The sequence below is a fragment of the Microbacterium sp. DT81.1 genome, assembly GCF_049844955.1.
In the GTDB taxonomy this organism is placed as follows: Bacteria; Actinomycetota; Actinomycetes; order Actinomycetales; family Microbacteriaceae; genus Microbacterium.
In genome coordinates this window covers 371590-383981 of the sequence record NZ_JBNCMA010000005.1, presented here as the reverse complement: position 1 = coordinate 383981, position 12392 = coordinate 371590, and the positions used below count along the sequence as shown (strand labels likewise).

The 12392-nt window shown below is 64.3% G+C and carries 6 protein-coding genes and 1 pseudogene; 3 read left to right on the top strand and 4 right to left on the bottom strand.

Annotated elements, in window-relative coordinates:
• Positions 1-185 precede the first annotated feature (185 nt).
• Together ACLQ2Q_RS15680 and ACLQ2Q_RS15675 are read right to left on the bottom strand one after the other, a co-directional pair.
• Positions 186-824 (bottom strand): hypothetical protein, encoded by a 639-nt coding sequence (locus tag ACLQ2Q_RS15680; RefSeq protein ID WP_425821497.1) that lies wholly within the window; start codon positions 822-824, stop codon positions 186-188.
• Positions 825-1185: 361 nt separating this feature from the next.
• Positions 1186-1572 (bottom strand): hypothetical protein, encoded by a 387-nt coding sequence (locus tag ACLQ2Q_RS15675; RefSeq protein WP_425821495.1) that lies wholly within the window; start codon positions 1570-1572, stop codon positions 1186-1188.
• A 520-nt stretch (positions 1573-2092) separates the two neighbouring features.
• Between ACLQ2Q_RS15675 and ACLQ2Q_RS15670 the strand changes: the two genes are divergently transcribed.
• The 3 genes and pseudogenes from ACLQ2Q_RS15670 to ACLQ2Q_RS15660 all read left to right on the top strand — a co-directional run.
• Positions 2093-5545 (top strand): tetratricopeptide repeat protein, encoded by a 3453-nt coding sequence (locus tag ACLQ2Q_RS15670; protein WP_425821494.1) that lies wholly within the window; start codon positions 2093-2095, stop codon positions 5543-5545.
• 1443 nt (positions 5546-6988) lie between these two features.
• A complete protein-coding gene (locus ACLQ2Q_RS15665; RefSeq protein WP_425821613.1) occupies positions 6989-7357 on the top strand; it encodes an IS3 family transposase in 369 nt (122 codons plus the stop codon).
• Positions 7284-7853: pseudogene (locus ACLQ2Q_RS15660) on the top strand (IS3 family transposase); the annotation flags it as partial. The gene ACLQ2Q_RS15665 and the pseudogene ACLQ2Q_RS15660, both read left to right, overlap by 74 nt.
• Positions 7854-7871: 18 nt before the next feature.
• Here the strand turns inward: ACLQ2Q_RS15660 and ACLQ2Q_RS15655 are convergent.
• The gene (locus ACLQ2Q_RS15655) at positions 7872-11042 is read right to left on the bottom strand and encodes a tetratricopeptide repeat protein (protein WP_425821492.1); all 3171 of its coding nucleotides are present in this window, start codon (positions 11040-11042) and stop codon (positions 7872-7874) included.
• Entirely contained in the window at positions 11039-12211 is a 1173-nt protein-coding gene (locus ACLQ2Q_RS15650; RefSeq protein WP_425821490.1) for a hypothetical protein, read from the bottom strand. Before ACLQ2Q_RS15650 ends, ACLQ2Q_RS15655 begins: the two co-directional genes overlap by 4 nt.
• Between the last annotated feature and the right edge of the window lie 181 nt (positions 12212-12392).

Here is a 12392-nt window from a genome sequence, read left to right as displayed (position 1 = left end):
TCCGCGTCGCCAGGCTGCTTCCATTGCGGAATGCGCATGGATGCTGCAACACGCAGACGAGGTTTTGCTCGTCAAGCCGTATCAGGTCTCCAGTGAAACAGGCCTCTCGCGCAGTTCGTACGCGTCGCCGCCGCGGGCGAGATAGAGGTCTTCTTGAGACCCCGGAGTCTCCAGGTCGTTCGTTGTCACGCCTGCGGAGCGACCTTGCTCGAGACGACGCCGTCGCTTGCGAGAAAGCTTTCAAATTGATCATCAACTAGCGTCGAGCCCCAATCCGGATCGTACTCATCGAGTACTCGATCGACCTCGACCGCGGGAGCGGTGTCATCTGCAATGAGGAGTAGAACGAGATCGAACCGACCCTGCGCCAAGAGTTGTAGCCTCGAGATTGCGACCTCATTCTTGACCGGCATCTCTAGCCATGACGCTGGATAACTAACGAAATTCTCTCCGAGAATGTCGAGCATTGCGACCACCCGTGCAAGCGCGAGTCGCCTCGCGCCGCTCATGCCCTCGCCACGACGCCATTTCTGCACTGCCGGTACCGTCACGCCCGCGAGCTTCGCGACATCGCGCCACGCCAGTCCCGAATCGCTGAGCACGGACAGCAGTTCGACACCGTCTCTTGCGGCCGCCTCCTGCTGACGAGCATCCAAATCCTCGACCAATGCGTCACGTCGCAGGGAGGCCGAGTTCTCGTGGAGGTCGCGTACCTGACGATGAAGCACGCCGGTTTGATCGACAAAATAGGCCGAACGTCGAGTCTGCGGCAGTTCCGCGAAAACATCCCGCTGGCCCGTTCCGGACACCATCAGGTCGGTCATGCGAACACTTCCTTCCTAAGTCGATCGGTGATGAAGCTTTCGAAGATCTCCTTCATCGGTGCATGTAGCTTGTCGGCGAGGCCGACGGCACTCGTCGAGCTGACCGCTGGCATTTCCTCTCCATCCGTGAAGAGCTTCTGGCCTGGATGATGTGGTGACCGACCGCACACTGGTATGTCGCCGGTGCCTGCTCTTTCACTTCCCGGACCGTTGATGTTGCCTCAACCACCCCGGACGCAGTCCGATCGATCGCCTAATCCGACACCTTCGCGAGCTCCCCTCGCAGCTCCGCGATCTGATCCTTTGTGAGACGAGAAGCGTCGCGCTGAGGGACCCTTCAGGCAGTTGTCGATGCACCGCCCTACTTGTCCCACCCCGACCCATTTAGATTGACCGTGGAGTTGCTGGCTTGGACGATGTGATGACCGATCGCGGACTGGTAAACGCCGGGATCCTGCGCTTGGACCTGGTCGACAAGACGCCGCAGCTCATCGATATCCTCGGGATCGACGATCTCGGCTTCGATGACCTCTGCAAGCCTGTCAGATGCACGCTTGCTGTCCGGGGCTTCCTCGACCAGCTTCAGTTCGCTGGAGGGTCCAAGTTTTGACCGCAGCCATGTCACCAGTCGATCGCCGGCGTTGGCTGCGCCGTCGACGATTCCGGAGGCAGCTTTGTCGAGGGACTTCTCGAACACCTTCCCAACAAGCAATGCTGCGATCACACTCAACGTCAATGGGTCTGCCATAGTAACCTCCAATAATCGCGCACCACCAGGGTCGTCATATCAAATCGAAGTGTCGCAGCGCCGTCAATCATGTCAACCGTCCCCAGTGCAGCGACGAGCCGTTACGCAACCAGCGGCTCCCAACGGCTGTTCCTGTCTTGACGTCACCAATGGCGGCTCGTGTTGTGATAATTGAGGGTAGCGGACCCTGTCCGGCGGTGAGGCGGCGTTCGCGGCGAACGTCCTTTGAGAATGCTAATTGTGGGGTCGTGCCTGTGGGGGTAAGAAGCGCAGCGGGCTTCGTCAGCGTGGACACACGATGACAGCAAGCCCACGCTCGCATGATGGCGACCGGATCGTGTCACAGATCGCGCACGGCCACCACAATATTCAAGCCGTCGATTCTGTTGTCGCAGTCGTTGATGGCCGACGCGTAACCCTTCTGGATCGCCCTTATCCCAGCGTGTTGCCACCTACAGCGAGCGTGAGCCGCCTGTTAAGGCCGCGGTCCACTCCTGTGCCCTTCATTGATCGGGGCGGAGTGCTCGCCGATCTGGTCGACTGGGTACGAGCGCCGGGATCGATCGCGGTGCGTGTGATCGGCGGGCAAGGCGGCGCAGGCAAGACTCGACTGGGCACGGAAGCGTGCATCCGGCTGAACGCATCACTCGCCGAGGACGCCGGTTACCCGTGGGTGGCGGGGTTCCTTCCCTCCACTCTTTCCCAAGTCGGGATCGACGCCCTTGCGGGACTCCCTGTCAGCCGGCTGATCGTGGTCGACTACGCAGAGACGCGCTCCCTTCAAGTCGCGGCACTTCTACGCGCTCTCGCTGAGAACGCCGACGACAAGTTCTCGGTGCGTGTGCTGTTGTTGGTTCGGCGACCTGCGCCGCCGCGACTCGCGAAGGTCTCCGGTGGGTCGGTCTGGATCGACGCTGTAAGGGCGGAAGACGAGTTGGCTGACAAAATCCTGGACGCCGCCACCTTCAGCGTTCTTGACGACGCGCCCCTAGATCTGGTTGAACGCGTCGAGTTGTATGACGCGGCCACTCAAGCGTTTGCCGAAGTCGGTGGGTCCTCGATTCACAACTCTTGGACGCGCACCACTGAACAGCAATCTGATGATCCAGACCTGAGCGGACCGTTGTACGAGCAGCCCCTTACCGTAATGATGGTGGCGTATCTGGCTACGCGAGATCGAAACGTGCCCGACACGCGCCTTCAGATGTTCGACGCGATCCTCTCCCATGAGGCGAGGTATTGGAGCGCACGGTGGACTGCCACAGATCTGGTTGTCGGCGAGCCGACGCACCGCCAGGCAGTCGCACTCGCAACACTGACCGGCGTCGCGTCCAGCGTCGACGCGGCTTACCTGCTTGGCATCTTGCCCGAACTTCACGGCCGATCGCCGTGGGAGATCGATCGAGTCGACAAATGGCTTTCCACCCTCTATCCGTCGGCCCCCGGAGAGCCGGCTCCGCTCAGGTGGGGTCCCCTAGAACCCGACACGCTCGGAGAGCACTTGCTCAGCCAAGCCTTGGGAGGCGAGGTATTAGCCGCTGCGATCTCTCCTGGTCGCGACTGGGACCTGTTGGAACGACCCCTGACCGTGCTCTCGCGCGCCACAGCCGATGGGGATCTCGCCGCTATCGTCGGTCCGCTGTTGAATGACCTACTTCCTGACTTGGTCTCCTCTGCGCTCGACGAGGCGAACAACCACGACCGTCAGGTGGCGCAGAAGGTGACAACCCCTGCTGCTCTGGCTGAACTGTGCGCTACCCTTTCACCCCTGCTGGACCCGTCTGTCGCGCACACCGCCGAGACGACCCTTCCAGCTGCTCACACGTCAACAGCACGACTCGCATTGATCCTCGCTCGGAGCGCCGTCGATGGTTTCCGCGCACGAGCCGACACTGAACCAGCCACGTATGTTGGGGAGCTCGCGGCTGCCTGCAACAACTTCGCGATTCGACTCTCAGAGGCGGGCCGAGAGGACGAGGCGATGATCATCGCAGAGGAGGCAGTCCGCGCGTATCGGATTCTCGTCGAGGAGGACCCGTCCGAAAACGGCTCTGCGCTAGGGACAGCACTGACCACTCTTGCGAATCGGCTCGCCGCAATCGGCCGAGCAGGCGACGCGCTCCCCCCCGCTGAGGAGGCCGTCAAACGCCATCGCGACCTCGCTAGCGCCGAACCCTCGGCGAAAGCCTCCCTAGGGAGGTCTTTAAATAACCTCGCAGCCGTACTCTCCGACCTGGATAACTGGGAGCGGGCCGTCGCCTGCGCCGAGGAGTCCACCGAGATCTTTCGAGAACTATCGGAATCGGACGCAGAAACGTACTTGCATCAGAAGGCAGCGGTTCTCAACACCTACTCGAACCAGCTCCTGGCTGCAGGCCGTCAGCAGGACGCCATGGAGGCCTCTGCAGAGGCACTCCGAGCGTATCGAGATCTGGCCAGCGCTAACCCGGCCGCGCATAACCCCGCCCTCGCCATGACCCTCAACAACTCCGCGAAACTGCTCGCCACGATCGGCCGCTACACCGACGCTCTCCGCGCCGCGGAGGAAGCGGTGCGGTTGCGCCGCGTCCTCGCTGAAACCAATCCGGAAGCGCACACCCCGGACCTCGCCACGTCGTTGAACAACTACGCGACCCTGCTCTTCACGATCGGCCGCTACACCGACGCCCTCCCCCCCGCGGAAGAAGCGGTGCGGTTGCGCCGCGTCCTCGCTGAAGCGCATCCGGCCGTGCACACCCCGGACCTCGCCACGTCGTTGAATAGTTACGCGAGCCTGCTCTCCGAGACGGGCCGCCGCGACGACGCCCTTCCGATGGCCGAAGAGGCCCTCCGCTTATACCGCACCCTCGCCGAGGCACAACTGGCCGCGCACACCCCGCACCTCGCCGCGGCGTTGAACAACTACGCGAACCTGCTCGCACAAATGGGGCTTGGAGGGCAAGTCATCGCTGCTGCCGACGAGGCTGTCGACCTCGTCCGAGCGCTGGCGATCGAGAATCCCAGAAAATATGACGCTCAGTTGGCAACCTCACTCAATACGTACGCAACGATCCTCTCCATGAATGGGCACGTCGATAGCGCGCTCGCACCCGCGTCACAGGCAGTCGCCTTGTACCGTGCCCTTCTCAATGCGAACCGTATCGTGGCCAAGTCATTCCAAGCTTCGAATTCGCTCGACCCGACGAGCCTCAACCTTGACTCCTCTCAATCAGAGGAGCTCGTCTACGCTCCGCAAGACCAACCGAAGACGCTTCAACCAGCACGCGAAGGAACGACGGATGCGCACACGCGTGACCTAGCATCGGCGCTGAACACACACGCGGCGCTTCTAACACAGGCAGGTCGCCCGCAGGAGGCGCTCCCTCTCGCCGAAGAAGCAGTCCAGCTCTATAGTGACGCCGCCGCCCATTCAGCCGACGCTCAACCGGCCCTCGCCATGGCGCTGAATGACCTCTCGACGTGTCTAGGCAGGCTCGGTCGGGGGAAAGATGCGATCGCCGCGTCCGAGGAATCCATCCGGATTCGTCGCGCGCTCGCCAGCGCGAAGCCCGACGTCTATGAATCAGATTTGGCCAAGTCACTCAACAACTACTCCAACCGCTTGGCGGTGCTGGGTAGACCGAGCGAAGCATTGGCTGCCATTGACGAGGCCGTACGGCTGCGTCGGCGACTCGTCGCCAAAAGCGCCCTCGCCCACACACCGGGCCTCGCGGAGTCCTTGAACAACCTTGCTCTCCGCCTCTCCGACGCTGGTGACGTACGAGAGGCATTGCGGCCGGCGAGGGAGGCTGTCGAATTGCGTCGAAATCTCGCAATTTCGAATGTTCGAGCCTTCGGGCCGAGCCTGATTCGGTCGCTCAATAACCTCGCCAACCTCACATCCGTCTTAGGTGATGTCAGAGGCACCGCCGCCACCCGCCGGGAGGCGCTGGAGTGGGGGAACAAACTGGGGACACTCAGAGGACAGCAGTAGTCCACAGGGGCCACAGACTGTGGGAGATTCGTTTATGCAGGAGAGCGAACCGGGGCCTGTCTACTTCTAAGCCGGCTGCTCGCCCTCGGGTTTGTCTTTACCCTTTGCGCTGACAGGGCAATTTTCCTAGGAAGCCACTGATCGCGATGGCGATAGCGGGGAGCACGCCGAGGATGCTCAAGATACGTGGCCCGTTGACCTCGAACCAGTAGGCGGTGTGCTCTAGCGGCGACGCGTCGATGTGCAAGTCGGTTGTGAACGATGCGCAGCTCCTGTTTGCGTACTGGAGATCGTCGGCGTCGTCTTCTAGCATTGATGGAGGGTCGCACTTCGAGCCGCATCTGCTGGTCGACGGGCTTGACCGCCGTCACGGTCCACGACCACTCGACGACGCCGGTAGGGGTGAACTCTTACATAATCCACCCGCAATCAGATTGGCTTGCATGCTCCGCGGCGACAAGCGCGTCCCTACAGCGGTTAGCTTGGCGCCGATCGTGCACTTTACGAGCATGGTTTCGCCCGTGGTAGCCCCGCCGTGGGTTTCAATGACCTCGTCATCGGGCAGCGGTGACGACCGGATGTCGACCGCGGCGTTGTAGTCCGTCGCGTCGCCAACTGACAGAGGCAGTTCCTCGGGATAGGCGGACCACGGTCGCGGCGAGTGAAGCACCGGTTCCAGTTCTTCCCCCTCCGCCCCGATAGACAGAGTCCGTTACTCCTGAGCACACCCGTCAAGGGCGTGCGGAACGCCCATTGCGGAGCGACGCGTAGCGCCCTTTCGGGTGTGCTCAGGAGCAGTACAACCACAGATCGGGGGAAGGGAAGGTTCAGCGTTTGCGATCTGTGAGTTGAGTGCGAGGCGAGTGGGGCGTCCCGTGCTCAGGTGCGCGGCATCGAAGTTTGAGCGCCGCGGTCGCCGGCAGCCCCCGAAAGACGCCATCGCCCGGTTCACGACTCTGGCGAGGCGCGTCTGTCAGTTCGGCGGCAGCTCGGCGCTCGACTTCGCTGGCGATATCGAGCGGTGCCTTGCCGCGCACCACGCCCGCACGTGAGTCGAGAGTGACCTCTTCGCGCAGCCGCTGCCCGTGTCTCTTGAGGTACTCGACATAGGCCTCACGACGGTGTGTCGGCGAGAGACCTTCGCGAGCAAGGGCCGAGTCGCGCCACCCAGCCAGGGCGGACGTGCGTAGGGGTCCTCGAACCCGAGGGCAACCGCCCGCCCGCAAGCCGGCCACTCCTGCCTCTACCGGTGGAAGCAGCAAGATCTCGTGGACCGGGGCGTAAGACCGCCGTCCGGGCGCGCACTGTCGGCCGAGCTGGCTGCCGCGAACAGGCGCATCCGTGAGCTGGAAGAGGAGAACAAGATCCTCCGCAGAGCGGCCGCGGCGGTAGAGCAGGTGGTGCCCCCAAAAGACCGGTTCCGTCTCTTGGGCGAGTTCCACGCTGACGGCGTCCGCATCCGGAAAGCATGCCTCGTTAGGCGTATCAACATCGGGATACTACGAGTGGAAGTCGCGAGCACCCTCGACGCGGTCGATCAGGCACGCGTGGCTGACCGACCTGATCGGGCAGATCCACGAGTCGTCCTGTGGCACCTACGGGCGGATGCAGGTGCGCGCGGAGCTGCAGCGGTCGCACGAGATTACGGTCGGTCAGAACACCGTCGGGCTGTTGATGCTGCAATCGGGACTCGTGAGGCTTCCGTTGCGCGTCGCTCCAAGCGTGTCCCCATCAGGTCACCGTCACCGACCTGGTCCGTCGCCGCTTTCACGCGGATGGGCCGGACCGGCTCTGGGTGACGAACATAACTGAGCATCCGACACGAGAGGGAAAGCTGTACTGCTGCGTCGTCCTCGACGTGTTCAGCCGTCGCGTCGTGGGATGGGCGATAGACATCACGCAGCGCGCAGAGCTTGCCACGAACGCACTCGGGATGGCGATCGACTCGCGTCGACCTTCCCGGGGAACGATCATTCACGGGGATCACGGCACGCAATTCACCTCGTGGGCCTTCACCTCGCGCGCGAGGAACGCCGGGCTCCTCCCGTCGCTCGGGACGGTCGGTGACCCGTATGACAACGCCGTGGTGGAGTCGTTCTGGGCACGCATGCAAGTCGAGCTGTTGAACCGGCGGCGCTGGGCCACCCGGATCGAGCTCGCCAACGCGATTTTCGAGTACATCGAGGGCTTCCATAACCGCCGACGCCGGCACGGCGCACTCGGCTGGGACACCCCATTAGAGTTCGAAACCAGACACCGTCAACGAGCCACGGCTCCTCAACTCGAGTTCCGGGAAACCGGGTCATGACCAGTCCGGGAAACCGAGTCAAGCTCCCCGAGTGCGACCTCGACCTGCGGCGATGCGACGCGCATCGGCAAGTAGTTTGCGGCTGGTCAGGGTGTCGGGGTGGTCGTCGCCGAGGATCTGCGCTCGGCCGATAAGGGCCTGCTCGTAGAGCTGGATCGCGCGTGCGAGGTTCCCCGCGGACTGGTGGGCGTAGGCGAGGTTGTTTCGGCTAGTGAGGGTGTTCGGGTGGTCGTCGCCGAGGATCCGTCTCATGTCGGTGAGGGTCTGCTCGTGCAGGGGAATGGCTCGTGTCAGGTTTCCCGCGGACTGGTAGGCGTAGGCGAGGTTGTTCAGGATCCCGAGGGTGTTCGGGTGGTCGTCGCCGAGGATCCGTCTCATGTCGGTGAGGGTCTGCTCGTAAAGCGGTATCGCCCGGTTCATGTTCCCCGCGGAGTGGTACGCGCTGGCGAGGTTGTTGCGGCTGGTGAGGGTGTCGGGGTGGTCGTTGCCGAGGATCCGCGCCCGGTCGGCGAGGGTCTGCTCGTAAAGCGGGATGGCACGTGCCAGGTTCCCCGCGGCCTCGTACGCGCTGGCGAGGTTGTTGCGGCTAGTGAGGGTGTCGGGGTGGTCGTCGCCCTCGATCCGCGCCCGGTCGGTAAGGGTCCGTTTGTAAATCGGTATCGCGCGTGTCAGATTCCCAACGGCCCGGTAGGCGCCCGCGAGGTTGTTGCGGCTGGCGAGGGTGTCGGGGTGGTCGTCGCCGAGGATCCGTCTCATGTCGGTGAGGGTCTGCTCGTGCAGCGGGATGGCTCGTGTCAGGTCCCCCGCGGACTGGTACGCGCCCGCGAGGTTGTTGCGGCTGGTAAGGGTGTCGGGGTTGTCTTCGCCGAGTATCCGCGCCCGGTCGGTGAGGGTCTGCTCATACAGAGGGATCGCCCGGTCCAGGTCGCCTGCCGATTGATACGCAAAGGCAAGGTTGTTGCGGCTGGTGATCGTGTCGGGGTCGTCTTCGCCGTGGACCCGCACCATGTCCGAGACGGTCTGCTCTAGCAGAGGAATCGCGCGGTCCAGGTTCCCCGCGGACTGGTACGCGGAGGCGAGGTTGATGCGGCTGGTGAGCGTGCCCGGGTGGTCGGGTCCGAGGACCTCGTCGGCGATGTCCACGTAGAGGGCGAGGCCGATCGCGGAGTAGGGGTCGTGGAGTTGGTTCGCGGTGTATGCGCTGGATCGAGCGATGCCGAGGAGTTCGGCGTTGTGGCTGAGGACGGCGGAGTGGGGTTGGATGGTAAGCGCGGCTAGTTGCGTGGCGGCGAGCGCGATGCTGGCGCGCCGGTCGAAGTATGGGCTGTCCGCGGGAAGTGTCGTGGCGGCTTTCAGCACCTCAATCGCGGCGTTCACCGAGGTGTCGGTGTCGTCGGTGTGGGTTTGGCGGGTGACGGCGGCGAGGAGGCGGTGGAGGGTGATGGTTCGGCTGCCGGGGGAGGCGCTTTCGGTCAGGATGTTGGTGTTGATGAGGATGCCGACGGTGAGTTGGGCGGTGATGGGGTCGTCGCTGAGGTGTGATGCCCAGGGGCGGGGGATGCCGGTGTCGGCGAGGATGCTCATCGCTCCGAGCAGGGTGCGGGCGTAGTCCCGCTCGGCGGGTTCCAGAGTGCCTAGCACGGTGCTGATCGCGGTGGCCAGGGCGGTGGCGACGGCGTCGGGGTAGGGGTCGCCGTCGGCGCGGCGCAGGGCGATGGTGAGCGGCTTGTCTTGCAGCAGGGTGAGGTATTGCGGGTAGTCGAAGCCCCCGAGGCGGATGGTGGTGGCGGCTTGGGTGAGCGCGACGGGCAGGTCACCGAGTGCGTCCGCGATCTGGTCGGCGCTGGCGAGGTCGTCGATCCCGGTCGTGTCTTTCAGGTAGGTGAGGGATTGGTCGCGAGTGTATCCGCCGGCCGCGACCAGGGTGCCGAGTGTTGTCGTGGTGGTGGTGCTGGTGAGGAGGACCCGGGTGGTGCCGTGGGGGAGTAGGTCGGTGAGGTCGTCGAAGCGTTCCACGTTGTCGAACACGATCAGCCGGTCCCCGGTGGTGCTGTTCAGCCAGGTCAGCAGCGCCGCGGTCGCCTGCTCCGGGGGGACTTCGGGGCTGGTGAGGCCGCAGTCGGTGCCGAGGGCGGCGAGCTGCCGGATGGTGTCGTCGCGGCTGGTCGCGGTAATCCACGCGACCACCTCCCACCCGGCCACCTCGCACTCCTGCGCGTACCCGGACGCCAGCTGCGACTTCCCCGACCCGCGCATCCCCGACAATGTCGCGACCGCCCCTGTCGCGGCCAGGACGTCCCGGACTTGGCTGAGCTGATCCCGGGTGATGAACTGTGCCGCGAGGCGGGGCCGGCTGCCGAACACCACCCGGTCCGCACGGCCACCGAACCGCCACTCCCATTCATCCCCATCCACCTCGATGGACAGGAACACAGGATGCTGGTGCGATAGCGGGGTGAGGTCCTCTCTCACCGCGGCGAACAGCTCGTGGAAGTCCGGGGGGAACCCGCCGCTGTCGGCGGCGGTAAGTCGGGTCAGGACTGCCGTGGAGTACGCGGCGGTGCCGGCATCCTTGTCGAACACGGCGTATTCGCCTACGTCGGTGGCGAAGTAGACATCCTGCCGCGCCTTCCGCACCCCCAGTGGTTGGATCCGGGCATCCGGCAGCGCCCGCTTCTGACCGTCCTGGTGGGGCATGATATTCGCGCACGCGTCAATGATGAACACCTGCTGGGCGAACCCCGCCCCGATCGTGGACTGGAACCGGGCCAAGATGTCGGCGACGAACCGGTTCGCGAGATTATGCTCACTCGCCCCCGACGTCAGCAGCCGCCGCTCCAACTGGTTGCCTGCGACCCCGTGGCCGCACCAATACACCAGCAGCAGATCCCCACCCTCCACCATCAGCTCGTAGATGGTGTCCAGCAGCGACTCATTGCCCACCTCCACGGCCCGCGCACCCAACCGCTCCACCACACCCGCCCCCGCATCGTCCAGCCAGGTGCAGCCCAGCCGCACCCGGCCTGGCGGGACCCCTTGCCGGATCGCCCACTCCGCGAACTGCACCGCCTGCGACGCCGCCCCCGGCAGATCCCACCCCGCCGGCAACGCGTACCGCTCCAAACCCACCGCCAACACCGACGTCCGCCCGGCTGCCAGCGCACCAACTGCCGCGTCCTCGATGCTCATTTCTTCACGAACTCCGCGATCGACTCCCACACGGCCGGGGTGTTCCAGTACGCGCTGTGCGATTGCGGGAAGGGCTCTTTGCCGTTGACTTCGACATCGGTGATCCGCTTCCCGAACACTCCCTGCCCAACATAGGACAGGATGTCCCGTGGGTCGTAAATATTCAGCCACGGAGGCATGCTCGCCGGCAACTCGCCGCCCGGAGCGAGAGAGGGAAGAGCGCCGATCTCGTGAAAGTACGGCGCCTGAGAACCCACGGTGATAAGCCCGCGTACGCTACCTGGGATCGAGCGGGCCAATAGGTCCACGCAGATGATGCCGCCGAGGGAGTGCCCCAGCAGGTAGACGTCGGGATCTGCCAGGTCCTTTATGCGGGTCGTCAGGTAGTCCTCGACTTCTTGGTGTCGGGCGAGGAAGCGCAGGATGTCGCCGAGCGAGGGGGTCGCCGCGTCCGTCAGAGTCCCGCGATGGGCGAGGAGTGCGTGCGTAGCGATACCCGCCACCAAGTCCGCGGTCGCCTTCCTCAGCCAATCGGAGACGCCGAGCACATCCGCTTGGAGGTCCGAGGCGATGTTCTGGACGAGTCGGTCGCGCATCCACCCGGATACCGCCGGGACCCCCGCCATCTCTGCCCGAACCAGTGTCTCGGCGACGACGGCCCGGGCGATTGCTTGCCGGTGCTCCACCGGATCAGCCTGCGCGGTCACGGCCGCGTCCGCCAGTTCGCTCGACACCGCGACCGCAGCGACTGCGCTGTCGAGGAATTCGGCGAGACCGAAGGACTGGAAGAAGTCTCGCGAGTCAGGCGACGGCCGGAATGCTCTCGTGGCCCGCAACAGCTTGACCGATGGTGGCTCCCCGAACGGTGGTGGGCCGGATGGCTTCAAACCGAGGATCCGCAGCTCATAAAGGGGGTCCGCGTACAGCACCGACCACAGCGCCACGTCATCATCTTCGTCGTCCTGAGCCGTCCGACGGCGTGTATCAACATACCCGGGGACGGTCACTCCCTGCCGGGTCAGCGCCGCCCCGAATACGGTGCCCCAATAGCAGGTTTCGACCGTCCAGCCGCGGTCCAGAGTATCGACGTGTTTCTTGATCGTGGCGAGCGTCGCGTCATGACCCGACTCGCGCACGCTCGTGCCATGAACAAACAACAACACCGTCATATCCCCGCCGCTCGAGTCCGAGAGGTGGCCCGCGTCATCGGCCCCTCGGCACCCATCATGGGGTCCTGTCCCATGCAGAGCAAGAACTGAGCGAGTCATAGGAGTCCCCGCGGTGACGGCAATTGTTCTCGCGTCGTGCGGTGGAGGGGCGGTCGGCCATCGTCGGAGTACCGAGCGGGGC

Excerpts from the sequence above, each read along its gene's own strand:
- ACLQ2Q_RS15680 (WP_425821497.1), bottom strand. The coding sequence starts at position 824 with ATGACCGACCTGATGGTGTCCGGAACGGGCCAGCGGGATGTTTTCGCG.
- ACLQ2Q_RS15675 (WP_425821495.1), bottom strand. The coding sequence starts at position 1,572 with ATGGCAGACCCATTGACGTTGAGTGTGATCGCAGCATTGCTTGTTGGG.
- ACLQ2Q_RS15655 (WP_425821492.1), bottom strand. The coding sequence starts at position 11,042 with ATGAGCATCGAGGACGCGGCAGTTGGTGCGCTGGCAGCCGGGCGGACG.
- ACLQ2Q_RS15650 (WP_425821490.1), bottom strand. The coding sequence starts at position 12,211 with ATGACGGTGTTGTTGTTTGTTCATGGCACGAGCGTGCGCGAGTCGGGT.